Origin of the sequence: Streptomyces sp. NPDC001868, from assembly GCF_040297125.1 — a bacterium.
Classification (GTDB): domain Bacteria; phylum Actinomycetota; class Actinomycetes; order Streptomycetales; family Streptomycetaceae; genus Streptomyces.
In genome coordinates this window covers 20020-44922 of sequence record NZ_JBEOYO010000018.1, presented here as the reverse complement: position 1 = coordinate 44922, position 24903 = coordinate 20020, and the positions used below count along the sequence as shown (strand labels likewise).

Annotated in this window: 20 protein-coding genes; 9 read left to right on the top strand and 11 right to left on the bottom strand. The window is 71.0% G+C overall.

Features of this window, described 5'->3' with window-relative positions:
- Positions 1-18: 18 nt before the first annotated feature.
- From ABT147_RS21880 to ABT147_RS21860, 5 genes are all read right to left on the bottom strand, one after another.
- Entirely contained in the window at positions 19-957 is a 939-nt protein-coding gene (locus ABT147_RS21880) for a hypothetical protein (RefSeq protein ID WP_351408592.1), read from the bottom strand.
- Positions 954-1442 (bottom strand): hypothetical protein, encoded by a 489-nt coding sequence (locus ABT147_RS21875; RefSeq protein ID WP_351408590.1) that lies wholly within the window; start codon positions 1440-1442, stop codon positions 954-956. Before ABT147_RS21875 ends, ABT147_RS21880 begins: the two co-directional genes overlap by 4 nt.
- Before the next feature lie 3 nt (positions 1443-1445).
- Positions 1446-2669 carry a macrolide family glycosyltransferase gene (locus tag ABT147_RS21870; protein ID WP_351408588.1) on the bottom strand — a complete coding sequence of 408 codons (1224 nt, stop codon included), beginning with the start codon at positions 2667-2669 and terminating at the stop codon, positions 1446-1448.
- Entirely contained in the window at positions 2666-3691 is a 1026-nt protein-coding gene (locus tag ABT147_RS21865; protein ID WP_351408587.1) for a patatin-like phospholipase family protein, read from the bottom strand. Before ABT147_RS21865 ends, ABT147_RS21870 begins: the two co-directional genes overlap by 4 nt.
- 78 nt (positions 3692-3769) lie before the next feature.
- Positions 3770-4720, bottom strand: a complete 951-nt coding sequence (locus tag ABT147_RS21860; RefSeq protein WP_351408585.1) for an alpha/beta hydrolase — start codon at positions 4718-4720, stop codon at positions 3770-3772.
- Positions 4721-4983: 263 nt separating this feature from the next.
- Between ABT147_RS21860 and ABT147_RS21855 the strand changes: the two genes are divergently transcribed.
- Positions 4984-5676 (top strand): sigma-70 family RNA polymerase sigma factor, encoded by a 693-nt coding sequence (locus tag ABT147_RS21855; protein WP_351408583.1) that lies wholly within the window; start codon positions 4984-4986, stop codon positions 5674-5676.
- Here the strand turns inward: ABT147_RS21855 and qcrB are convergent.
- Together qcrB and ABT147_RS21845 are read right to left on the bottom strand one after the other, a co-directional pair.
- On the bottom strand, positions 5591-7249 hold the full coding sequence (gene qcrB, locus ABT147_RS21850; protein WP_351408581.1) for a cytochrome bc1 complex cytochrome b subunit: 1659 nt from the start codon (positions 7247-7249) through the stop codon (positions 5591-5593). The two genes, ABT147_RS21855 and qcrB, sit on opposite strands and share 86 nt — an antisense overlap.
- Before the next feature lie 59 nt (positions 7250-7308).
- Positions 7309-7599 carry a WhiB family transcriptional regulator gene (locus ABT147_RS21845; protein ID WP_351408579.1) on the bottom strand — a complete coding sequence of 97 codons (291 nt, stop codon included), beginning with the start codon at positions 7597-7599 and terminating at the stop codon, positions 7309-7311.
- A 217-nt stretch (positions 7600-7816) separates the two neighbouring features.
- Here ABT147_RS21845 and ABT147_RS21840 point away from each other — a divergent pair, with 217 nt between their 5' ends.
- The 4 genes from ABT147_RS21840 to ABT147_RS21825 all read left to right on the top strand — a co-directional run bounded on the left by ABT147_RS21840 (position 7817) and on the right by ABT147_RS21825 (position 13182).
- Positions 7817-8818, top strand: coding sequence for a sigma factor-like helix-turn-helix DNA-binding protein (locus ABT147_RS21840; RefSeq protein WP_351408577.1), 1002 nt, complete (start codon positions 7817-7819; stop codon positions 8816-8818).
- 152 nt (positions 8819-8970) lie between these two features.
- Entirely contained in the window at positions 8971-11406 is a 2436-nt protein-coding gene (locus ABT147_RS21835; RefSeq protein ID WP_351408575.1) for an FtsX-like permease family protein, read from the top strand.
- Positions 11407-11728: 322 nt separating this feature from the next.
- Positions 11729-12661: a sigma-70 family RNA polymerase sigma factor gene (locus ABT147_RS21830; RefSeq protein ID WP_351408573.1), complete on the top strand. Its 933-nt coding sequence runs from the start codon at positions 11729-11731 to the stop codon at positions 12659-12661.
- 29 nt (positions 12662-12690) lie between these two features.
- A complete protein-coding gene (locus ABT147_RS21825) occupies positions 12691-13182 on the top strand; it encodes a hypothetical protein (RefSeq protein WP_351408571.1) in 492 nt (163 codons plus the stop codon).
- An 8-nt stretch (positions 13183-13190) separates the two neighbouring features.
- Here ABT147_RS21825 and ABT147_RS21820 read toward each other — a convergent pair whose 3' ends face one another.
- Genes ABT147_RS21820 through ABT147_RS21810 form a run of 3 tightly spaced genes read right to left on the bottom strand, consistent with a single transcriptional unit; the run spans position 13191 to position 17724 of the window.
- The gene (locus ABT147_RS21820; protein ID WP_351408569.1) at positions 13191-13532 is read right to left on the bottom strand and encodes a hypothetical protein; all 342 of its coding nucleotides are present in this window, start codon (positions 13530-13532) and stop codon (positions 13191-13193) included.
- Complete coding sequence (locus tag ABT147_RS21815) at positions 13519-14871, bottom strand: NAD(P)/FAD-dependent oxidoreductase (protein ID WP_351408567.1); 1353 nt, start codon at positions 14869-14871, stop codon at positions 13519-13521. Before ABT147_RS21815 ends, ABT147_RS21820 begins: the two co-directional genes overlap by 14 nt.
- A 60-nt stretch (positions 14872-14931) precedes the next feature.
- Positions 14932-17724 (bottom strand): cation-translocating P-type ATPase, encoded by a 2793-nt coding sequence (locus tag ABT147_RS21810; RefSeq protein ID WP_351408565.1) that lies wholly within the window; start codon positions 17722-17724, stop codon positions 14932-14934.
- A 216-nt stretch (positions 17725-17940) separates the two neighbouring features.
- On the opposite strand from ABT147_RS21810, the gene ABT147_RS21805 reads away from it, so the two are divergent.
- Positions 17941-18975 (top strand): glycoside hydrolase family 5 protein, encoded by a 1035-nt coding sequence (locus tag ABT147_RS21805; RefSeq protein ID WP_351408563.1) that lies wholly within the window; start codon positions 17941-17943, stop codon positions 18973-18975.
- Positions 18976-19212: 237 nt separating this feature from the next.
- Here the strand turns inward: ABT147_RS21805 and ABT147_RS21800 are convergent, their stop codons facing one another.
- Complete coding sequence (locus ABT147_RS21800) at positions 19213-20811, bottom strand: acyl-CoA synthetase (RefSeq protein WP_351408561.1); 1599 nt, start codon at positions 20809-20811, stop codon at positions 19213-19215.
- A gap of 258 nt (positions 20812-21069) precedes the next feature.
- Between ABT147_RS21800 and ABT147_RS21795 the strand changes: the two genes are divergently transcribed.
- The 3 genes from ABT147_RS21795 to ABT147_RS21785 all read left to right on the top strand — a co-directional run bounded on the left by ABT147_RS21795 (position 21070) and on the right by ABT147_RS21785 (position 24899).
- A complete protein-coding gene (locus ABT147_RS21795) occupies positions 21070-22209 on the top strand; it encodes an NADP-dependent oxidoreductase (protein WP_351408559.1) in 1140 nt (379 codons plus the stop codon).
- Between the two features lie 350 nt (positions 22210-22559).
- Positions 22560-23624, top strand: coding sequence for an ABC transporter substrate-binding protein (locus ABT147_RS21790; protein WP_351408557.1), 1065 nt, complete (start codon positions 22560-22562; stop codon positions 23622-23624).
- Between the two features lie 99 nt (positions 23625-23723).
- Positions 23724-24899 carry an ABC transporter ATP-binding protein gene (locus tag ABT147_RS21785; protein ID WP_351408555.1) on the top strand — a complete coding sequence of 392 codons (1176 nt, stop codon included), beginning with the start codon at positions 23724-23726 and terminating at the stop codon, positions 24897-24899.
- Positions 24900-24903 lie beyond the last annotated feature (4 nt).

Here is a 24903-nt window from a genome sequence, read left to right as displayed (position 1 = left end):
CCGTGAGCGCATGGGCCTTCATGGCAGCGGGTTGTCCGTGGCGGTGGGCGCGCCGTGGTGGGCGCGGACGATGCCGATCACGGTGTCGGTGGTGCGGTCGAGGTAGGTGCGGCCGTCGGGCAGACGGGTGTCGGGGCTGATGTAGCTGCGTGGGCCCAGGTGGGTGGCCGGGTCGAGCCGGTGCACGGTGATCCTGCCCGCGCGGTGGGCGCGGTTCCATCCGCTGCGGCGGAGCAGGGGCCAGCGTTGCGGGAAGATCCAGGTGCCGACCCGCTCGATCCGGTCGCCCGCGCTGGTGAGCTGGTGCACGTGCTCGGCGTGGGTGAGGTCGTTGGCACCGTTGTGGAATCCGCCGAGCGTGATGATGACGAGCGGGGCGCGCAGCCGGGTGTGCAGTTCGTCGATCGCGCCGGTGGCGACCTGGGCGCCGCCGCTGTAGCTGAGCAGCACGACGGGGATTCCGCTGTCGGGCCGGTATCCGGCGAGGGTGAGCTGCGTGGCGATCTGGGAGCCGACGGCCCGGTTGTACAGGGGGCGGTAGCGGTGGTCGGCGGCGACGAAGACCTGCATGACGTTGTGCAGGAACAGCAGCAGTCCGACGTGCCGGCGCAGCCACGCCCACACCGGGCGGTCGGCAAGCGGGTCGGCCAGCGGCGAGTAGGGCTGCACCTGCCCCAGCACCCGCAGTTCCGGCGCCCCTGCGAGTACGGCCTTGACGAGCTGGCCGCCGTCCCGGGTGTCGCGGAAGCGCCGCTTGCCGATGCCGTCCAGATAGACCAGGTACGCGGCCGGGGGACTGTCGGGTGCCGCGCCCCGGGCGTACGGGACGCCGTCCGGGAGTTCGGTGATCGGGTGCCGCCAGCCGGCGCTGTAGGCGAGCACCTCGTAGCGGGCGAGCAGGCCCTCGGCGATCAGGACCGGCCCCAGCGCGCAGATCCAGAGCAGGATGTCGTTCATACGATCGCCTCCGGTGTCCGGGTCGCGCCGACCCTGACGACCAGACGCCGTACGCCCTCCACGGTGACGCCGAGACCGGTCCCGGCGACGGCGACGCACCCGGCGGCGGTCCACCAGCCGAGCCCGGACGCCGCGGCGAGCGGTCCGGCCAGGGCGGCGCCGACGCCCACGAAGAGCACCATGTGGAGCAGGGGCCCGAGCAGCGGGAACGCGAGGACGGCGGAGAACAGCAGCGGGGCCAGCAAGGTCGCTGTCCACTCCAGCCCGGCCTCCGGCGGCGGGGCGGACCGCACCAGCTCGGCCAGAGTCCAGGCGGTCAGCGGCCACAGCGCGAACACGGCACCCTCGACGAGACCGGCGGCCACCAGCAGCCCGGCCACGAAGGTCCGGGACATGCCGGGCCGACGCGACACCAGGGGCACGATGCGCCCGGCGGCCTCCGAGAGCCCGGCGAACAACAGCAGCAGGACGACGACGGTGGACATCGCTCAGCCTCGCCGCGACGGGTCGGCGGGGACCGGCCGCCGGACCGGGCCGGCCGCTCGCAGATACCGTTCGAGTTCGTCGGCGGCCCGCCGGGCACCCCCCGCCTTGTGCTGGGCGGCCTTCAGGCCGGCCGCCGCCGTCCGGAACCCGGGCTCGTGGAGCAGCCGCCGGGCGAGGGCCCTTACGGAGCCCCGGGCGACGTCCTGCGTGCGCATCGACAGGCCGGCGCCGAGCTCGACGACGCGCCGGGCCACCATGGGCTGGTCGGCGCCCTGCGGCACCACCAGCAGCGGAACCCCGGCGTACAGGGCCTCGTTGACGCTGTTCATCCCGCCGTGGGTGACGAACAGCGCCGCACGGGCCAGCACCTCCGGCTGCGGCACGAAGCGGTACGGCAGGACGTTGGCCGGCAGCGGCCCGAGCGCGTCGGGGTCGCTCTGCCCGGTGGACACGATCACGGTGCCGCCCAGCGGGGCGAGCGCGGTGGCGAAGCTCCGCAGCAGCTGCGGGTCGGCGTTGAACACCGTGCCCAGTGAGGCGTACAGCACCGGGTCCTGGAGCCGGTCGAGCGGGAACGACGGAACGGCGGGGCGGGCGCCGATGCTCGGGCCGACGAAGCGGTAGGACGCGTCGAAGTCGTCGACGGCGGGCTGGAACTCCCGTGAGGTGTAGACCAGGTTGAGCGGCTGGCGGATGTTCGCCACGTCGAACAGCGGCAGCCCGCCCGCCGCGTAGCGCCTGCGCAGCTCCCAACGGGACCGCAGATAGCCCCGGAGGCTGCGGGGCCGGGCCCGCGCCGCCGCCAGCAGGTCCCATGAGCCGCGGGTGGGGCTGTGGAGGTGGCGGCCGAAGGCGAACGTGGTGAACGACGAGACCGCCGGGACCCCGAGTTCACGGGCGGCGACGGCGCCCCAGAGACAGGCGCTGTCGTGGACGATCAGGTCGGGCCGGTCGCGGCGGAGGTCGGTGAGCACGGCGGGCAGCCAGCGGACGGCGGTGTCCGCGAGCCCCTCCATCCAGGTGAGCGGTGTCGGTGGGTCGGGGGGCGACGGGGTGCCGCCGGGGTAGAGGCGTACGGTCGCGCCGGTGGCCTCGATCTCCGCGCGGAACTCGGGCAGGGCGTGGTAGGTGACGGTGTGGCCGCGCCGTACCAACTCGGCCACGACCGGCAGCGTCGGGTTGATGTGCCCGTGCATGCTGATGTTGAGGAACGCGATGGTGCTCACAGGCCTGCCTCCACTGGGGAAGAAGTCGATGCCTCGCCCGGACCGGCGGGGGTGGCCGGAGGGTCGTCGACCCGGTACAGGCCGGGCCCCCGGATGTGCAGTTCGTCGAGGAAGCGCCCCGCCGTGTCGGACGCGGTGCTGATCAGCCGTTGGGTGTGGCCGAAGTCCCAGGGGGCGGGCCAGGCCTCGATGCCGGTGGGGAGTACGACGGTCGGGATGTGTCGGGACACCTCGTGCAGGTCACGCTCGATCTGATGGCGCAACAGCAGCAGTCCGGCCCGGGAGGCGATCGCACCGGCGCGCATGCGGGGGCCGACGGGCCGCAGCGGCGAGCTCTCCGGACCGGTCGACAGCACCACCACGCTGGCCGCCCCGGCTTCCAGGGCCGCGAGCACGGGAACGTAGGCGACCACCCCGCCGTCGACGAGCGTCCGGCCCCCGCGGACCACCGGGGGCAGCACCCCGGGGATGGCGGCGCTGGCCAGGAGCGCGGACTCCAGGTCGCCGTGGTCGAGCGGCACCGGGGCGCCGGTGACCAGGTCCATGGCCACGGCGGTGAACGGGATCGCCAACTGCTCGATCCGCGACGGCAGTTCGGCCCGGGCGATGAGCCGACGCAGGCCCCGGTCGGTGAAGAGGCTGGCCCGGGAGGACAGATAGCCCAGCGGGTACACCTCGCGGCGGCGCAGCCGGGTCCACACATGGTCCAGCCACGGCGCGGCCCTGTCGGCATGGGCTGCCGCGATGGCCCCGTTGAGGGCGCCCACCGAGGTGCCGATGATCATGTCCGGGACGAACGCGCGCTGCTCCAGCGCGTATCCGACGCCCACATGCGCCGCGCCGAGCACACCACCGGCGCCCACCACCGCGGCCACCGGACGGGGCAGGGAGCGCAGGCCCGCCGACAGCGGCTCCCCGCCCGGCGGACTCGATGACGGGGGACGCGCCCCCTTGTCCCCCGCCGGGGTCCGGCGCCGGCCGAAGTGTGCCCACGAGGCCGGCCTCCGACTCGTGACGCTCATGGTGATCGCCCTTTCTCGCCTCGGCACTGGATGGGATGGATTGCGCGCCGCTCCGCAGAGCCGTGCTCCGGGGAGCCGTCAGTAGCCGTGCAGGGCCGTGCGCAGGGCGCGGACGGCCTGTTCCGTCGCTGCCTGCGCGGCCTGGGTGGTCCGCAGGGGGTTGAGCATCATGAAGTCGTGCAGGGCGCCGTTGACGCGGATGCTCGTCGTGGGGACGTCGGCCTGGGTCAGCCTGCGGGCGTACGCCTCGCCCTCGTCCCGCAGCACATCGCTGTCGTCGACGATGACGAGCGCGGGCGGCAGCCCCTGCAGGTCCTCCAGGCTCGCCCGCAGCGGCGAGACGGTGATCTCCGCCCGCTGGGCCGGGTCGGTGGTGTAGCAGTCCCAGAACCAGGCCATGGCCTTCGCCGTGAGGTAGGGGCCGTCCGCGAACTCCCGGTAGCTCTCGGTGTCCTGGGCCGCGTCCGTGACGGGGTAGTACAGCGACTGGTGCACGAAGGTCACATCGCCGCGCCGTTTGGCCATGAGCGTCAGCGCCGCGGCCATGTTGCCGCCGACGGAGTCACCGGCCACGGCCAGCCGGGAGGCGTTCAGGCCCGCCTCGGCGCCCTGGGCGGTGATCCACCGGGCCGTCGCGTAGAGCTGTTCGACGGCGACCGGGTACTTGGCCTCCGGGGCGCGGTCGTACTCCACGAACACGACGGCGGCGTGCGTCCCCACGGCCAGTTCCCGCACCAGACGGTCATGGGTGCCGGCGTTGCCGACGACCCAGCCCCCGCCGTGCGCGTAGAGGACGACCGGCAGCGGGCCCCGGCTGCCGACGGGCCTCACGACGCGTACCGGCACCTCGCCCACCTCGGCGGGCACGGTGATCCACTTCTCCTCTACGTCCGGTTTCTCCACCGGCTCGGCCTGCAGTTCGTCGAGGAACTTCCGGGCACCTTCGGGACCCAGCTCGTACAGGAAGGGCGGGATGGACGCCGTGTCCGCGAGCTCCTGAGCCGCAGTCTCAAGAACGTGCTTCGTCATCGCTGCACTCCTCGGATCGGCAGGCCACCGCCTGCTGTCACCCATATGACCGGGCACCCCCCGCAGGTGTGACATGCGCCAGACAGCGTGTGGGGGCGGTGCGCGCGGGCGCCCGGCCACGCGGCCGCCCGGGCACGACCACGGAGCCGCCCACGGGTTTCCAAGGGCGCGGTCGGCCGCTCACGGGCGTGATGGTGGTGGCGACAGCCTTCCCAGCCGTCGGTATTCCCCCCGTGGTCGATCGCGGAGCAGAGGAGCCGGTCGTGGACACCTATCTGGCCCGAGCCGCGCAAGGCCGGGAGACGGCCATGACGACGGCCGACCCGACGGTCGGTGAGCTGGACACCGCGGTGTCGGTGTTCGTCCGTGCGAGACCGGGGCTGCTCAGGATCGCCCACCGGATCCTCGGGAACGCGAACGAGGCCGAGGACGTCATCCAGGAGGCGTGGCTGCGGTGGCAGAGCACCGACCGCACGCTCGTCGCGAACCCGTCGGCGCTGCTCAGGACGACCACGGTCCGGCTGGCGATCAACGTCGTCCAGTCCGCCTGGAGCCGCCGGGAATCCTGCGCCAGCCCGTGGCTCCCGGACCTCGCGGACGACCACGCGACCCCCCAGGCCGTGATCGAGCGGCAGGAAGCCGTGGAGCGGGCCGTGCTCCTGCTGATGGAGACGCTGACGCCGAGGCAGCGTGCGGCGTACGTCCTGCGCGAGGGCTTCGGGTGTCCGTACGACCGGATCGCCGAGTTGCTGTGCCTCTCCGTCGCCAACACCAGGCAGCAGGTCGCACGGGCCCAGCAGCGTCTGGCCACCGGCCGTCGCGGGCAGCCGGTGGACTCCGTCGCCCACCGACGGCTCGTGCAGGCGTTCCTCACGGCAGCGCACTCCGGTGACCTGTCGTGTCTGGAGAGGGTTCTGTCTCGGGACGCCGGCTGTACTCCTGCTCGGTCGGCTTGATGATCTGCGTGCCCTCGCCGTAGAGACCACGGCTGAGTGCGGCGCGCAGGCGCTGGGCGAAGTGGGGTGCGGTGTCCGGGCCTCCGCCGTTCACGGAAGGGCCGGGACCGATCGGCGTGTACTGCTCGTGCTGGGTGAGCAGGTGCAGTCGTTCCTGGCCGAGCGGCTCGTGCACCTCGACGAACTCGCCGTGCGGCAGACGCTTGACGATGCCGGTCTCGCGGCCGTGCAGCACCGCGTCCCGGTCCCGGCGCTGCAGACCGAGGGCCCACCGTTTCGTCACGGCGTAGGCCGCCAGTGGTACGACGATCAGGCCGATGCGTACCGCCCAGGTCACCGCGTTGACCGAGACATGGAAGCGGATGGCGATGATGTCGTTCGCGGCGCCGATCAGGGCCACCAGATAGAAGGCGAGCCAGGCGACGCCGAGTGCCGTGCGCACCGGGCGGTTGCGGGGTCGGTCGAGGAGGTGCTGTTCACGGTCGTCGCCGGTCACCCAGGCCTCGATGAACGGGTACGCCCCCAAGGCGAGGAAGAGACCGACACCCACCAGCAGCGGGATCAGGTTGTCCAGGGCCAGGGTGTGGCCCCACAGGACGATCTCCCAACCCGGCATGACCCGCAGCAGCCCGTCCGCCACGCCCATGTACCAGTCCGGCTGCGATCCGGCCGAGACCTGGTCGGCGCGGTAGGGGCCGTACTGCCACACGGGGTTGATCTGGGCGACCGCGGCCATGACGAAGATGACACCGGAGACCAGGAAGAAGAACCCGCCGGATTTCACCGCGCGCACCCTCAGCGGCAGGCCCACCACATTTCTGTCGGTCCGTCCCGGGCCCGGTTTCTGGGTGTGCCCGTGGTAGAGGACGAGCAGCAGATGGGCGACGAGCAGTCCCACCATGAGGGCCGGTATGAGCAGTACATGGATGGAGTGGAATCGCGCCACCAGGTCGTCCCCGGGGAATTCGCCTCCGAAGAGGAACATCGAGAGATACGTTCCGACGATCGGGATGGACAGGATCGTTCCGTTGACGACGGCGAGTCCGGTGCCGGACAGCAGGTCGTCCGGGAGGTCGTATCCGGTCAGCCCTCCGAACATTCCGAGGATCAGCAGCGAGAACCCGAACGCCCAGTTGAGTTCGCGGGGCTTTCGGAAGGCGCCCGTGAAGAACACCCGCATCATGTGGACGAGCATGGCGGCGACGAAGACCAGCGCCGCCCAGTGGTGGGCCTGCCGGATCAGCAGACCGCCACGGACCTCGAAGGAGATGTGCATGGTCGAGTCGAACGCCTCCGACACCAACTGGCCGCGCAGCGGCGCATAGCTGCCCTGGTATTCGACCGTCTCCATCGAGGGGTGGAAGTAGAAGGTCAGATACACGCCCGTGACGACGATGATGACGAAGCTGTAGAGGCAGATCTCCCCCAGCATGAACGACCAGTGGTCCGGGAAGGCCCGCCGCGTCTTCGCCTTCAGCAGGCTGTGGACGCCCAGGCGACCATCGGCCCATTCGGCGAGCCTCTCCCCTTTTCCTCCGGTCCTTTTCTCTGTTTCCCGAGCCCCGTCACCCATGTCCCTGCCACCCTTCGTGAACCGTGCAAAAGGGGTTGTGTTCGGCGGTGCGGACGGCGCTACGCCGCCGTGGTGACCGTGTCCTTGGTGCGCTGCACCCCGCGCCGTCTCATCGCACGGCGTTCGCTCTCCGTCGTGCCGGCCCACACGCCTTCCACCTGACCCGCCCGCATCGCCCAGTCGAGGCACCGCTCCACGACGGGACACCGTCCGCAGACGGCTTTGGCCTCGTCGACCTGTGCGAGCGTCAGACCGCTCACACCGATGGGGAAGAACAGATCGGGATCGACGCGCAGGCAGGCCGCCCGTTCGCGCCAGTACAGGGCGTCGTCTCCTCGTCCAGCTGCCATGGGAGCACACCTCCAGAGTTCGGCATTCGGCCGGAGGCCCCGGAATCGGATCGTGGAACGTCCCGCCTCTACGACGAGGTGCCGGGGCTGCCCTCTGAGACCGGGCAGCCGGGGCGGGTGTGACACGCGGCCCGATGCGGCCCTGTCACAGGACGCGGGGGTGTCCGGTCTATCGGACAGAGGCGAGAAACGGGCGGTGGGAGAGGAAGGCTGCTGTATGGATCACGGTGAGGCGGTGCCGATCGCGGAGTTGGTCGAGGAGCGTCGGTATCTGCTGGAGGTCGCCTACTGGATGCTGGGCAGCCCCGTCGAGGCCGAGCGAGCCGTCGACGAGACCTACCGGCGGTGGTACGCGCTGCCCGACGCCGTACGCGGCCGGATCACGCAGCCCCGGTCCTGGCTCGCGAAAACCGCCGGCGGCTTCTGTCTGGACCGGCTGGCCATGCCCGGCCGGGCCGGTGACACCGGGTACGCGGCGGAGGCCGCCGCCCGGGCCGAGAGGGCTGAGAACGTCCAGGACACCGAAGGGGCCGAGAGCGCCGAGGGAGCCGAGGGCGCCGCACGCGAGGCCGAGGTGGCGGGCCGTCCGGTCGTGCCGCCGGAAGAGGTCAGCCGGGTCGTCCTGCACGCGCTGGACTGTCTGTCGCCGGCCGAGCGGGCGGCGTTCGTGCTCAACGACGTCTTCGGGATGACGCCCGACGCGATCGCCGCGATCGTGGGGCGCACGGAACCGGAGTGCGCCGAGCTCGCCGACCAGGCCCGCACCAGCCTCCGGCTGCGGCGCGCACGGCCCACGACACCGGCCCAGCACGACGCCCTCGTCCACGCCGTCCGCGAGGCCTGTGTCAGCGAGGACGCCGACCGGCTGGCGGCGCTGCTGTCCCCGGACGCCACCGCGTTCTTCGACGGCGGCGGCAAGGTCCGGGCACTGACCAGGCCCGTCCACGGCGACAGACAGGTCGCCCACAGTCTGCTGACGCTCCTGGCCCACCGCCCGCGCACCACGCTGACCACCCACGCCGTCAACGGCGCCACCGGCCTCGTCGCCCGCTACCACCGCCAGGTCGCCGCCGTCATCAGCTTCGACATCGCCGACCAGCGCGTCGTGCAGGTCTGGGTCGTCCTCAACCCCGACAAGCTCCGCCCCTGGAACCGAACGCCCTCCGCCGACAACGGGTCGCCGCCGTCGCCGTTGGAACAGTCGCACCGTCGCGTGTGAAGGCGACGTCGATGAACACACTGTTCGCCAAGGTGCCTTGGCAGGCGTCACAACGTCGCTCGGACATCTATACACACCATGTATACGTCGCGTGTATAGTTCCGGACCATGTCACTCAGCAACACCCTCCCCGCGCTCCTGGAGCCCGCCCCATGAGCCCCGACGACCGCGCCCATGCCAGCGTTGCCCCCTCCCCCGCGCCGAGCGACTCCCCGAAGGGGCCCGGCGGAGCGGGAGCGTGGATCCGTGAACTCGGCCTGGGCATACGCTTCGCGTCGGCCGGGGGCCGGGGCGGCTGGGCCAGGACCGTCCTCACCGCCACCGGGGTGGCCCTCGGTGTGGCCCTGCTGCTGCTCGCCGCGTCCACACCGAACGTCCTGTCCGCCCGTACCGAACGCGGCAACGCCCGCCAGCCGTCCAATGCCATGTCGGAGTCCTCAGTACCGCGTTCGGACTCCTCCTTCCTCTGGGCCCGGGGCGACACCGACTACCGGTCCGACCGGGTGGGCGGCATGCTCCTGCGCGCCGACGGTTCGCACGCGCCCGCCCCGCCCGGCGTCGCGAGGATCCCGGCTCCCGGCGCGATGGTCGTCTCCCCCGCGCTGCGGAAGCTCCTTGACACGCCCGAGGGCGCGTTGCTGAAGGAGCGGCTCGACTACCGGATCGTGGGCACCATCGCGCCCGCGGGTCTGCTCGACGCGGGCGAACTGCGCTACTACGCCGGCACCGATCGCATCAGTGCCGACGGCGGAGCCGTACGGGCCGAGCGCTTCGGGTACGTCCCCCGCCACGACTCCCTCGACGCGCTGCTGTATGTGCTGGTGGTGACGATGTGCGTGGTGCTCCTGGTGCCCGTCGGCATCTTCATCGCCACCGCGGTGCGGTTCGGGGGCGACCGCAGGGACCGGCGGCTGGCGGCGCTGCGTCTGGTCGGCGCGGACCGCCGGATGATCGCCCGGATCGCCGCCGGCGAGGCCCTCTTCGGCTCGGTCCTCGGGGTGGTTCTCGGCGCCGCGCTCTTCCTGGTGGCCCGTCAGGCGGCGGCGTACGTCCGGCTGTGGGACGTCGGTGCCCACCCGGGCGACATCGTCCCGCGCCTGGGTCCGGCCGTACTCGTCGCCGTCGCGGTGCCGCTCGCCTCGGTCGTGGTGACCCTCTCCGCGATGCGCTCGATCTCCGTCGAACCGCTCGGTGTCGTCCGCGGCGCCCGACCGCGTCGAAGGCGACTGTGGTGGCGGCTGGTGCTGCCGGGTCTGGGCCTGGCGGTTCTCCTGCTCTCCGACCGGGTCACCTCCCGGTCGCAGGAGATCGGTACGATCCCCGTCGCCGCCGGGGTGACGTTGGTGCTGGTCGGTCTCGCGGGGCTCCTGCCATGGCTGGTCGAGGCGGCCGTGGCCCCGCTGCGGGGCGGCCCCCTGCCATGGCAACTCGCCGTGCGGCGGCTGCAGTTGTCGAGCGGGTCCGCCTCACGCGCCGTCAGCGGCATCATGGTGGCCACGGCGGGCGCGATCGTGCTCCAGCTGATGTTCGGTGCGATGCAGCAAAGCTTCATGACCCCCTCCGGCGGAGACGGCACAGGGGGCGGAGGAGGTGGCGGCGGTAGCGCCGGGGCCGCCCGGACGCCGGACATCACCCTCGTGTCGGAGCACGGGATCGCCGCCGGCACCGCGCGACTGGAGGAAGGCCTGCGTCGTACACCGGGCGTGACCTCGGCGTTCGCCTACACCGAGGCGTACGCGACCGGATCCGAGCGGTCGGTGACGTCGCTGACCGTCGGCGACTGCGCCCAGCTGCGGAAGATGGCCCGCCTGCCCTCGTGCCGCGACGGCGACACCTTCGTCGCCCACAATCCCGGTGACACCGCGGGCAGTCGGAGAGTCGACCAGGCGGCCAGGCCCGGCAAGGCCGTCACCCTCGACGGCTACAGCGCCGGTGCGCCCCGCTCGCTCCGGTGGACGCTGCCGGCGGACAGCCCCGTGGTTCCGACGGTGCCCGACCCCATGGGGCAGCGGCACGACGGGATCCTGGCCACCCCGGGCGCGCTGCCGGACGGCCCCCTGCCGGGGGCCTTCACCTGGGCGGGCGTGGACACGAACCCCCGTGTGCCCGACGTGGCGGACGAGATCCGCAACACGGCCGCCGAGGTGGACCCGACCCTCTCGGTGCGGGAACGGCAGAACCGGCAGCGCGACAAGGACTACGAGTCGGTCCAGACCGGTCTGTTCGTCGGCGGCACACTGATGCTGGTCCTGATCGCCGCGAGCATGCTGGTGTCCCAGATCGAGCAACTCCGGGAACGCAGGCGCCTGTTGTCGGTCCTCGTGGCCTTCGGCACCCGGCGCTCCACCCTGGCCTGGTCGGTGCTGTGGCAGACGGCCGTCCCGGTCGTCGTCAGCACCCTGCTCGCCTCCGTCGGCGGCCTGACGCTGGGCCATGTGATGCTCGACCTGCTGCGGAAGGAAGCCGAGGACTGGTGGGTCTTCCTGCCCTACGCGGGCGTGGGCGGGGTACTGACCCTGCTCGTCACCCTGGTGAGCCTGCCACCCCTGTGGCGCATGATGCGCCCGGAGGGCCTGCGCACCGAGTGACCACGACGCCCCGCCGTTCCGTTCGAGTCAACGGCGGGGCGTGCGGACAGTGTGAGAAGTCCGCGAACACCGTGTGACTCGCCGGAGACCGGCCGTCCCGGCGACGGCCGGTCGCGCCCTCAACGCGCCCGCGGCGCGCCCCACTGTCCACGCCCACCATCCCCACCGTCGACTCCACTGTCACAAAAGCGCTCCGTGCTCGGTCTTGTGAGGCAGACCCGATGGGAGCAGCCGTGACGTCCAGCGACTTCGGTGACCACACGGTCGCCGCGCGGTCACGCCCATGGGCAGTCGCACCACGAGAAACGGAGACCGCAGGACCATGGATCCCGAACCGTCCCCCACGACGAGTGATCTCGAGAACGCTGTCTCTGTCTTCGTGCAGCACCGGAAGCGTCTCTTCGGAATCGCCTACCGTGTGCTCGGCAGCGCGGTCGAGGCCGAGGACGTGGTGCAGGAAGTGTGGCTGCGCTGGCAGAGGACCGACCGTTCCGTGGTGATCAGCCCGGTCGCCTTCCTCTCCAGCACGACGACCCGCCTGGCCATCAATGTCGCGCAGTCCGCGCGGGTGCGCCGGGAGACCTACATAGGACCGTGGCTGCCCGAGCCCGTCGACACCAGCTCGGACCCCGAGTTGGGCGCGCAGCGCGCGGAAGCCCTCGAAATGGCGATGCTGTTGGTGCTGGAGAGACTCAACCCCACGGAACGCGCCGCCTATGTCCTGCGCGAGGCGTTCGACTACGCCTACCCGGAGATCGCGCGGATCCTGAACCTCAGCCTCGTCAACGTACGGAAGATCGTGAGCCGGGCGCGCAAGCATCTGGCGGAGGAGCAGCGCGGAACCGTGGACACCGCCGAGCACCGCCGGCTCCTCAATGTCTTCGTCTCGGCGGCCCAGACGGGGGACGTGGCGTCGCTGGAGGCCCTGCTCACCCCCGACACCGTCAGCCTGTCCGACGGCAACGGCATGCGGGGCTGTGCGCGCATCCCCGTACGGGGGCGGCCCCGGGTGGCCAAGATGGTGACGTATCCGAAGCTCTGGCGGGAGGCGGAGCCCCGGTTCGTCGAGGCCAACGGCAGCAACGGTGTGATGGTCTACCGTGCCGACCAGCCCATCGCGTTCCTGACAATGGCCGCCTCGGCGGCGGGCATCCATCAGTTGATGTGGGTGTTCAGCCCGACCAAGATCGCCGCGTTCCTCGGTTCGCGTTCCCGGTTCACAACACACAACCATGTGTCCGACGACTGCCTATGATGGCGGAGGTCGTGGATGGAGAGGAACGCATGGTCACTGTTACGGGGCACAGCATCGAGGTCACCGCCGAGAGCCTCCAGGACGAGCTGGCCCGGCTGCGGATGCAGAAGCAGGCGCTGGAACGGGAACTGGCCGCGGTCGTGGCCCATCTCGGCTCGGTGCAGCGGGCCCTCGGTGCCCTCCAGCCCCTGCTGCTCAACAACGCGGCCCCGCCTGCCGCGCCGCGGACCGAACGCGCCCCCGCCGAGCCCGCGGCCATCGACTCCGACCCCGGTTCTGGCTCCGGCTCCGGCTCCGACACCAACGGCCAGAAGTCGTACGGCAGGCTCACCGAGCAGATCATGGAGTACTTCGCGGGCGTCGGCGATGTCGACGTGCGGGCCCGTGATGTCGCCGCGGCCCTCGGCCGTGACACCGACAGCGGAAGCATCAACGGTGTGCGCAGCACCCTGGACCGACTGGTCGGCGCCTCCCGTGTCGAGCGGGCCGGCCGGGGCCTCTACCGCGCCCGGCGTGCCTAGCCGTACAGTCAGCTCACCGTCTCCACGATCACCACGCACAGCCCGACCATCGCGACGGTGATCAGTGTCATCGCGGTCATCGTGCCCCGCAGCCAGCGCCCGAGGCGCACACGGTGCTGTTCGTGCACCGCGCTGATGCTGTCGGCGATGTGATCCGTCACCATACGGGCCACGTACGTCTGTTCGTCGAGGTACCAGCGTTCGATGTCGAGCTTCTGCTCCGGTGTCAGTCCGGGCTCCCGCTCGATGAAGTCCGCGACGCGGCGGTGCGCCGCGCGCAGATGGGCCTCCCGGTACAGATAGGTCTCGATGTCGGTCAGGCCCCGTGCGGCCTCTTCACGCGCGTCCATGGCGGGCTCCTGAGAGGGAGGCGGGGCGCGGGTCGGCGCTCGTCACGAAGGCGTCCCGTGGGTGCTGGACGGAGGCGAGGGAGACGAGGTCCCGGCCGAACAGGGCCGCGGTGAGCCAGACGGTGAGCACCCGGACCTTGCGCTCCCAGGTGGGCACGGCCAGGACGTGATAGCCCCGGTGCATCAGCCAGGCGGGAAGTCCCTTGATGACGATGCTCCGGTACTGGAAGATGCCGCGCCCCAGTCCCAGCGTCGCCACCACACCCAGGCTGCCGTGGCGGTAGTCCCGGATCCTGCCCCCGCGCAGGTGTGCCGCGATGTTCTTGGCGAGGCGCCTGCCCTGCCGTACGGCGTGCTGGGCGTTCGGTACGGTCCGCGCCCCCGGTATCGGCAGCGCCAGGTCGGGTACGGCCGCGTCGTCCCCGGCCGCCCACACGTCCGGCAACGGCTCGCTGTCGGTGCCCACCCGGAGATCCGGCCGGACCACGAGCAGGCCCCGCTCGTCCACGGGGAGGTCCGTGTGGTTGTGCACGACGGGGTTGGAGGCGTTGCCGGCGGTCCAGACGAGCAGTTCCGAGTCGAACTCCTCCCCGGTGGAGAGCACGACGTGCCCGTCCACGGCGGAGAGGAGCCGCGTGTTCAGGTGCACGTGCGCGCCCCGGCGTTCCAGGGAGCGCACGACCCACTCCCCCGGCCGGTCGCCGACCTCGGGCAGGATGCGGTCCCGGGCCTCGACCAGATGGAAGGACAGGTCCTCCGGGCCCAGCTCCGGGTAGTACTTGAGCAGCGCGGTGGCCAGCGACAGCAGTTCGCCGAAGCCCTCGACCCCGGAGAATCCGCCGCCCACGAAGGTGACGGTGAGCAGCTTCCGCCGTTCGGCGCCGGGCGGCAGTGACGCCGCCTGGTCGAACGCGGTCAGCAGCCGGTCGCGGATGGCCACCGCCTCCTCCACGTGCTTCAGACCGATGGCCCGTTGTGCCACTCCGGGGATGGGGAAGGTACGGGTCACCGCGCCGGCGGTGACGACGAGGATGTCGTAGACCAGCTCGTAGTCGCTTCCGTCCGCCGGCCGGACGGTGACCGCCCGGTCCGCGTGCCGGATCTCCGTCACGCTCCCCGCGACCAGCCGGGTCCTGCGCAGATGACGCCGCAACGACACGGCGGCGTGGCGTGCCTCGACCGAACCGGCCGTCACCTCCGGCAGAAAGGGCTGGTACGTCATGTACGGGCGCGGGTCGACGACCGTCACCCTCGCCTCGTCCGACCGCAACGACTTCTCCAGGCCCCACGCGGTGTAGAAACCCGCGTAACCGCCACCGACGATCAGGATCTCACGCATGATTCCCTCTGTTTCTCGTCCGTCATCCATAGAGACAGTTCGGCGAGCCCCGGTGTGACATCAGTGGCCGCGCGGCGCCGACCGTGCGGCGCGCAGGGCGGCTTCGGCGAGGAGCACCGTGGACGCGGTGCCCAGGCACAGGGCCCACTGGGGCAGGGTCAGCGGTACGGTCCCGAAGACCGTGCCCGCCCAGGGCAGTTGGACGACCGCGACCTGTACGGCGACGACGCCGGCCAGGCACAGCCACAGCGCGCGGTTGCGGAGCTGGTAGCGCCCCAGCAGGGGGCCGTCGTCCGTGCGGGCGCTCAGCGCGTTGAGCGGCTGGAACAGCACGAACGTGGTGAACGCCATGGTCAGGGCGGTGTCCGCGTCGACGTACGAGCGGGCGACGGCGAACAGTGTCACGGTCCCCGCGGCCATGACCGCGCCGGCCCAGCCGATGGCGAGGAGGCGGCGGGCGTCCAGGATGCGCTCGCCCGGGTCGCGCGGCGGGCGGCTCATCACATCGTCGCGGGCGGGGTCGACGGCCAGGGCCATGGCGGGCGGACCGTCCATGATGATGTTGATCCACAGCAGTTGGGCCGCCGTGAGCGGGGAGGGCAGTCCGGCGAGGGAGGCGCTGAGCAGGGTGAGGATCGCGCCGATGTTGGTGGCGAGCTGAAAGCGGACGAACTTGACGATGTCGGCGTAGATGGCCCGTCCCTCGCGGACGGCGCGCACGATCGTGGAGAAGTCGTCGTCGGTGAGGACCATGTCGGCGGCTTCCTTGGCCACGTCCGTGCCGGTGACGCCCATTGCCACACCGATGTGGGCGGCCTTGAGCGCGGCGGCGTCGTTGACACCGTCGCCGGTCATGGCGACGATGTGTCCCCGGTCGGTCAGCGCGCGTACGATCACCACCTTGTGTTCCGGTGCGACACGGGCGAACACACCGATGTCGTCGACGCGTTCGGCGAGTTGTCGCTCCGTCATCCGGTCCAGCTCGGCGCCCGTCACGACCTCGCCGGCGATGTCCAGCTCACGGGCGATGGCCGCCGCCGTGTCGGCGTGGTCACCGGTGATCATCTTCACGGCCACTCCCGCCGTGCGGCACAGCGCCATCGCGTCCCGGGCCTGCGGGCGGGGCGGGTCGGCGATCCCGGCGATCGACACCAGGGTCAGACCGGGCAGGACGTCCGGGGTGAACGTGCTCGGCGTGGCGCCCAGCAGGGCGGTGGCCGCGCCCAGCACCCGCAGTCCGGCGCCGCCGAACCGCGCCGTCACCGCGAGGATCTCGTCGCGGTGCCCTTCGTCGAGGGCGCGCACACCGTCCTGGGTGACGATGTCGGTGCACATGCCCAGCAGCACGTCGACCGCGCCTTTCACATGGACGCGGGTTCGGCCGTCGGGGTCGGTGTGGAAGGTGGCCATGTACTTGGTGGCGCCGTCGAACGGCAGCTCGCCCAGGCGGGGGTGTTCCGTACGCGCACAGTCGGCGTCCACACCGGCCTTGGCCGCCAGGGCGACCAGGGCGGCCTCCGTCGGGTCACCGATGAAGTAGCCGTCGGTGAGGTGCGCGTCGTTACAGAGGGCGAAGGGAAGCACCGCGTCACGGAGTTCGTCCGGGGGAGACATGTCGTCCGCGCCGGGGAGGGCATCGGCGGGGGACGCCCGGTCCTCGCCGTGGATGCGGAGGGTGCCCGTCGTCCCGTACCCCTCCCCCGTGACGTCGTAGAGCCTGCCGCCGGTCCACAAGGTGCGCGCGGTCATCTCGTTGAGGGTGAGGGTGCCGGTCTTGTCGCTGCACACGACGGTCGCCGCACCGAGCGACTCCACCGAGGCGAGCCGTTTGACGATGGCTCCGCGACGGGCCATGCGGTGCACGCCGAGGGCCAGGGTCAGGGCCAGTACGGCGGGCAGGCCCTCGGGGATCGCGGCGACGGCCAGGGCGACGGCCTGCGGCGCGATGTCCGACAGCGGCTCGCCGCGCACCCATGCGCTCAGGGCGTAGGCGAGGACCGCGACTCCGCTCAGCAGCGCCAACCGCTGCCCGAGGCTGTCCAGTTGGACCTGGAGCGGGCTCGGCGGTTCCGTCCCGGTGCGCAGCGCCTCGGCGATGGCGCCGACTTCGGTGCGCATCCCGGTGGCGGTGACGACCATCTCGGCGCGGCCCCGGGTCAGGGCGGTGTTCATGAACAGCATGCTGGTGCGCTCGGCGAGCGGCGCCGGGTCGGCCGAGGTCGGGTCGACAGCCGTGACGCTCTTGGCGACCGGCTGGGACTCACCGGTCAGGGCCGCCTCGTCCGCCTCGACGGTCTCCGCCACGGTCAGCCTGCCGTCGGCGGGTACGCGGTCGCCGGCCTCCAGCAGAACCACGTCACCGGGCACGAGAAGCTGGGCCCCGACCACCTGTTCGGTGCCGTCGCGACGGACCTTCGCCATGGGCACCAGCATGCGGCGCAGCGCCTCCAGGCTGCTCTCGGCCCGACGCTCCTGCCAGTAGCCGAGCACGGCGTTGATCTGGAGCACGACGGTGATCACCACCGCGTCCCTCAAGTCACCGACGGCTCCGGCCACCACGGCGGCGATCAGCAGGATGACGATGAGCCAGTTGCGGAACTGGTCCAGGAACTTGAGCCACTCCGGCCGCCGGGCCGGTTCGGAGAGCCGGTTGGCGCCCCAGACCGCCGTACGCTCGGCGACCTGCCCCGTGCTCAGCCCCACCCCCGGAAGAACACCGAGCCGGTCGGCCACCTCGGCGGAAGCCTGCCGATAGGCGTCCGGCACGCCCTCGGACGCATCGGGGGCGGGGCCCTCGGTGGCGGTGTCCGCGCGGACGACCTCGCTCGCGGGTTTCCCGTCCAGCGTCGCCATCGCCTCATTCCCTCCCGGAGCGGCCCGCCCTGACGGGGCGGTCCTCTGTCTCCCTCCGTAAGACCGGCCGTACGGCGGGGATGTGACACGCGAAGACGCGGGTGCCGTACGGAGCGATGTTGTCGTGGTCTTGTCAGATCTATTGCAAAGGTCCGGACCAACTGCTAATTCCCTTTCTGTTAGGAAAGTTTCCTACCAGTTAGCCAGGAGTCCCCCATGAGACCGGCACGATCCACTCCCCTCGTCGCCGTGCTGCTCCTACTCGGCCTCGTCCTGCTCCCGGGAACCGCACAGGCCGGCCCCGCGGCCCCGACGGCGGTCACCCCCGTCGCCGCCAACGGACAGCTCAAGGTCTGCGGCACCAAGCTCTGCAACCAGCAAGGAAAAACGATCCAGCTCCGAGGGATGAGCACCCACGGTCTGCAGTGGTACAGCCAGTGCGTCACGAACGGCTCGCTCAACGCCCTCGCCACCGACTGGAAGGCGGACGTACTGCGCGTCTCCATGTACGTCCAGGAGGGCGGCTACGAGACCGATCCGCGCCGCTTCACCGACCTGGTGCACTCCGCCATCGAGCAGGCCACGGCACGCGGGATGTACGCCATCGTCGACTGGCACATGCTCGACCCCGGCGACCCGCACCAGAACCTCGCCCGCGCCAAGACCTTCTTCTCCGAGATCGCCCAGCGCCACCGCGACAAGAACAACCTGCTGTACGAGATCGCCAACGAGCCCAGCGGTGTGAGCTGGTCCCGTATCAAGAGCTACGCCGAGCAGCTCATCCCCGTCATCCGGGCCAAGGACCCGAACACCCCGGTCCTGGTCGGCACCCGCGCATGGTCCTCGCTCGGTGTGTCGGAGGGCGCGAACGAGTCCGAGGTGGTCAACAACCCGGTGAACGCGGCCAACATCATGTACACGTTCCACTTCTACGCGTACTCGCACCGGGACGAGTATCTCCAGACCCTCGCCCGCGCGGCCGACCGCATCCCCGTCTTCGTCACCGAGTTCGGCACCCAGAACTACGCGGGTGAGGGCGCGAACGACTTCGCCATGTCGCAGCGCTATCTCGATCTGCTGGCGGCCAAGAAGATCAGCTGGGTCAACTGGAACTTCTCCGACGACCATCGCAGCGGCGCCGTCTTCAAGCCGGGAACCTGCGCCAACAACGGTTCGTGGACCGGCACGTCCTCCCTCAAGCCCGCGGGCTTCTGGATCCGCGACCGTGTGAGGACACCGGACGACTTCTGACCGGTGCCGAGGAACACGACGGAGCCGGCCCCGGCACAGCGCACACGGGGCCGGCTCCCGTCGTGTCGAGGCCGGGGGACGTCCGGCCATACACATCGGACTGGTGCTCAAGCGCCAACTGGTCGACCGTGACCGCCTGTTGAGCCGCATGCCTTGAGGGAGGTCGGCCCGTCACGCGCGAGCCCCGCCGGCGCGTGATCTCCTCAAGGCCGGCACCCTGAGCATCCCCGAGCGTCGTCAGTTCCCCTCCTCGGCCAGGCGCCGGACGCCGGCCCTGTCCAGCTTTCCGGCGGCGTTCCTCGGGACGGCCGGCACGAGCGTCAGACGGTGGGGCAGCTTGTAACGGGCCAGCCTTCCCGAGGCGTACGCGTGGACGGCCTCCAGGGTGATGTCCGACGTACCGTCCGCGCTCATGACGGCCTGTACGGTCTCGCCCCACTGTTCGTCGGGAGTCCCGACGACGGCGACGTCGACCACGCCGGGCATGGAGGCCAGCGCTCGCTCGACCTCCGCCGGGTAGACGTTCTCCCCGCCGCTGATGATCATGTCCTTGAGCCGGTCGACGATGTACAGGTAGCCGTCCTCGTCGAGGTGGCCGATGTCGCCCGAGTGGAACCAGCCCTCGTCGTCGAAGGCGGCACGGTTCGCCTCCGGGTTGTTCCAGTAACCGGCGGTGACATTCGGGCCTCGGACCACGATCTCCCCCGGCTCACCCGGTTTCAGTGGCGCGTTGGTGGCCGTGTCGACGACCCGGACCTCCGTGAACGGCATCGGGATGCCCGCGGAGCCGAGCTTGTCCAGCGTGCGCTCGGCCGGCAGATGGGTGGCGAACGGGGCCGTCTCCGTCAGGCCCCACGCCTGCTGGAGCAGCACACCGTGCTCGGCGTACGTCTCGATCAGCGAGGGCGGCACCGGCGCGCCCGCGACCACGATCGACCGCAGACGGCTCAGGTCCCGGTCGAACATGCCGGGTTGTCTGGCCAGGGCGGCGAACATCTGCGGGACGGCGAACAGGGAGTTGACCCGGTGGGTGACCAGGTCGTCGAGACTCCTCTCCGGGTCGAACCCGCGTCTGACGACCACCGTGCCGCCGCGTACCAGGGTGCGCAGGACGAAGCTGTTCAGGGTGCCGATGTGGAACAGCGGGGCGACGGCGTACGTGACGTCGCCCCGGCGGGTGTCGAGACGGAGTTCGACGTTCACCGCGTTCCAGAAGACGTTCCCGTGGGTCAGGACGACGCCCTTGGGGGTGCCGGTCGTGCCGGAGGTGAACATCAGGATCGCCGGGTCGTCGGCGTACTTGGCGGCGACGGCGGAGGCGGGTACGGCGGCGGCGAGGAGGGGCGCCCATGACTCCCAGCCCGCCGCGCCCCCGGTGGGCACCTCGGGGTCGTCGTCCACCAGGAGGAAGCGCGTGAGCGGGGTACGGTCGCGCACCTCGTCGACGGCCTCCCGGTGGCCCTCCTCGCAGATGAGGGCGGTGGCGCCGCTGCGGTGGAGCACGGCCTCCAACTCGGCTGCCGCCAGGCGGAAGTTGACTGGCACGAAGACGGCCCCCAGCCGATGGGCGGCCAGCAGGGTGACGAGGAAGGCGCTGCTGTTCAGGCCGAGGTACGCGACCCGGTCCCCGTCGCCCACGCCGCCGTCGGCCAGGACGGTGGCCAGGCGGGCGGCCCTGTCGTCCAGTTCGGCGTAGGTGAGATCGCCGCCCGCGTAACGGATGACGACGGAGTGGCCCTCGTGACGGGCGTTGAGTGCGACGGCCGCGGCCAGGTTGAGGTCGACGCGCAGGCCCGAGTTGCGGGGGTGCGGTCTCGTCTCGTCAGGTGTGGTCACGAGCGGCTCCTCGTCGAGCGTCGGAGATCGAACGTCACAGGTGGGCGCCGGCGGGAGCCCGGCCCTGGGGTCCTCGCAGGTCGGTGTCCATTGCGCCGCAGATTACGCCGTTGACCCGGGCCTTTGGCACGGGTTCGCACGCGGCGACGACACCCCTTTCATCTGGAACCAAACTCACTTCAAGTATGGTCGCATCAAGGAGCAGTTTGCCGTTGCCAGCATGGACGCACCGCCTTCCCCATGATACAAGTTCAGTTCATGGACGAGATACGCGCCGGAGCCGGGGCGGGTCGCCCGTCCCCGGCGGCGGACGCGGTGGTGGTCGGCCGTGAGATCCGGCCGACCGCCTATCCCCGCGGCGAGGTCCGGGCGTCGGACTTCCGTGTCGTCGAGGTCGGGGTCCGCGGGCCACAACAGGGCGAGGTGCTGGTCCGGAACACCTGGACGTCCGTCGACGCCGCTCTCCGGGTGCGGCTGCGGGAGAAGGCGCCGCCGGGATACTTTCCGGCCTTCCCCCTCGACCAGCCGATGGACGGGATCATGACCGTCGGGGAGGTCCTGGAGTCCCGCGCCGACGGATTCGCCCCGGGCGACACGGTGTCGCACGCCTCCGGCTGGCGGGACTACGCGGTCGTCGAGGCGGGGAAGGACGCACTCGGCGGGGTCGGCACCCTCACGAAGCTCGACGTACGCGGCACACCGCCGCAGGCTCACCTCGGCGCACTGGGCGGCACCGGGCTCACCGCCTACGCCGGCCTCTTCCATGTCGCGGAGCTGCGCGACGGAGACGTGGTGTGGGTCTCGGCGGCGGCCGGTGCCGTCGGCAGCCTCGTCGCGCAGTTGGCGAAGATCCGTGGGCATCGCGTCATCGGCAGCGCCGGCTCCGACGAGAAGGTGCGTCACCTCCTGGAGGAACTCGGTCTGGACGCCGCGTTCAACTACAAGGACGGCCCCCTTCCCGACCTGCTGCGCGAGGCGGCGCCGGACGGTATCGACGTGTACTTCGACAACGTCGGCGGCGACCATCTCGAAGCCGCTGTCGGCGCGCTGCGGACGTCGGGGCGCGTCGCGATCTGCGGCATGATCTCGGAGTACGCGACGGAGGAGCCGTCGCAGGGCCCGGGCAAGTCGCAGGGCCCGGGCAATCTGATGCTCGCGGTGACGAAGAGCCTCACCATCCGCGGCTTCCGCGGCAGCGGCCACACCCATCTGCTGCCCGAGGTGAGGCGACAGCTGGGCGCCTGGCTCCGCGAGGGCCGGCTCCACTGCCGCGAGACGATCGTCGACGGGCTGCCGCAGGCACCGGCGGCACTGGCGGCGCTCCTCAGGGGCGACAACACGGGCAAGACGCTTGTGCGGATCGACGGCGTCGCGCATCGTGAGAACCCCGGCGGCTGACCGGATCTTCCATCGACCGTCATTGAACTGACATGAGTTCAATCAACATCGCGGTCTCCTGCCCGACCAGGGCCCGCACCCCGCCCGCACGACCTCCGCCACCGCACCAGATGGCTGCTGGACAGGCATTACATGCCGCAGCGGCACCCTTCTCTTCACCCACGCACCCCGGATCGAGCACACCCCACCGAACCCCCACCCCCTCTCACCCGTGCGCGAACTATTGCCCAACCTAGTTCAGTTTGGTAATTTCCCTGAAATCTTGGCCGTCCAGCCACCCTCCGGGGCGAAGTCACTCGGATGGGGTGCCGGTCCGGGCCGGGAGCCGGTTTCAGGCAAGGGAGCCGAGAATGAGATCAGAACCGCGACGGCGCGGCGCTTTGCTCATCCTGCTATCGATCACCGCACTGCTGACCGCCGCGTGCGGCGGCGGCAGCGACACCAACGCCGAGTCCAAGCTCGTGCCCGCGTCGGCGGGCATCGACGAACTGGTCGCCGCCGCGAAGAAGGAGGGGCAGGTCACCGTCTACTCGGCGCAGGACCTGACCTCGCTCAACAATCTCGCGAAGGCCTTCGAGGCCAAGTACCCGGGCATCGACGTCAAGACCGTGCGCGGTGTCGACGGCGACCTCGGGGTGAAGGTCGAGACGGAGTTCAACTCCGGCAAGGGCATCGCCGACATGTACGTCAGCGCGAGCCTTTCCTGGGTGAAGCCACAGGCCGAGGCCGGCCGCTTCCTGGCTCCGACCGGTCCCGAACTGACCGGCAAGGGCGACTACGACGTCAAGCGGTACGTCCACAAGGGCAACTACTTCGAGACCAACTCCGCCGTGCTCACCTTCGGCTGGAACACCAAACTCCATCCCCAGGGGCTGACCGACTACCCGGACCTGCTCGACCCGTCCCTCGCGAACGGCAAGATCGGCGTCGTCGAGCCCACCGCGCCCTCCCTCGTCGACTTCTACCTGTGGCTGGAGGAGACGTACGGCGCCGACTTCGTGAAGAAGCTGGCCGCCCAGAAGCCGCGTATCTACCCCAGCTCCCTGCCGATGGGCGAGGCGCTGCAGTCCGGCGAGATCGCCGCCGGCAGCTTCGTCGCGCCGATCGCGCTCGAACCCGCCAAGGACAAGGGCGCGCCGGTCGACTACCGCATGCCGCCCGACGGCGCGTGGGGGGCCCGGTACTACGGCATGGTGCTGAACACCGCCCCGCACCCCAACGCCGGTCAGCTCTTCGCCGACTTCATGGTGACCGCCAAGGGCCAGGAACTGATCACCCCGTCGGCCGGCTCGGTACTGCCCGACATCCCCGGCACGGTGATCACCAACGACAAGGTACGGGTGCAGGACCCGGCCAAGCTCACGCCGGACGCCGTGGCCGCGTACCAGAAGAAGTGGAAGTCCCTGTTCCAGTAGGGGCGGTGGACCACATCTGCCAGGCCCCACGCACAGCAGTGTGGGCACCCGCGCCGACGGGTGCCCACCCACCTGATCTTTTGGATGTGAGGAGCCCCCGTGTCCCACGTGCGCATCGAGGGTCTGACGAAGAGGTTCGCCGGCAAGCCGCCGGCGGTCGCCGTCGACGACCTGTCCCTGGAGATCGAACCGGGCGAGTTCATCGTTCTCCTCGGCCCGAGCGGCTGCGGGAAGACCACGACCCTGCGTTGTCTGGCCGGTCTGGAGACACCCGACGAGGGGCGCATCTCGCTGGGCGACCGGACGGTGCTGGACATACACGGGAAGGTGAACCTCCCTCCGAACAAGCGCCGGATCGGGATGGTGTTCCAGTCGTACGCGCTGTGGCCGCACATGACGGTGCGGCGCAACATCGGCTATCCGCTCAAGACCCGGCGGGTGCCCCGTGACGAGGCGCGCGGGCGGATCGAGGAGGCGGCCGAACTCGTCGACTGCGCCGCCCTGCTCGACCGCTATCCGGCACAGCTCAGCGGCGGCCAGCAGCAGCGGGTGGCCCTCGCCCGTGGTCTGGCGGCCCGGCCCGACCTGGTGCTGTTCGACGAGCCGCTGAGCAACCTCGACGCCCGGCTGCGCGACCAGGTCCGCGCCCAGCTGCACGAGCTGCACGCACGGCTGGGCTTCACCGCCGTGTTCGTCACCCACGACCAGAGCGAGGCGCTGGCGCTCGGCGACCGTCTGGCGATCATGAAGGCGGGGCGGATCGAGCAACTCGACACTCCGGAGCGGGTCTTCGAGGAACCGGCCACCGAGTACGTCGCCGGGTTCATCGGCATGTCGAACCGGCTGTCGCTCCGGCGGACGGGCGAGGGCTGGACCCTCACCGGCGAACCGGAAGCCGACGGCCGGACGGACGACCCGGGCCGGGCGGTGGCGGGCGAACTCCCGGTGCCCCGCGCGCACGGCGAGATCTCCGCCCGGCTGCGCCCCGAGGACCTTCAGCTCTGTCCGGCCGAGGAGAAGCCGCCGGGCCATGGCGTCGGACTCGCGGCGGAGGTCGTCGACGCGCAGTTCGGCGGGCGCCATATGGACGTGGTCGTCACGATCGCGGGCAGCCGGCTGCACGCCCGGGCACCCCTGACCGGCACGCCCTGGGCCCGGGGTCTGACCCGGGGACAGCGGGTGACCGCGTGGTTCGCCAAGGACGCGGCCATCTACTACGACGCCGACGGGGTACGCACGGCCGCGCACGCCCCCGCCACCCCGGTGGGGGCGTGACGTC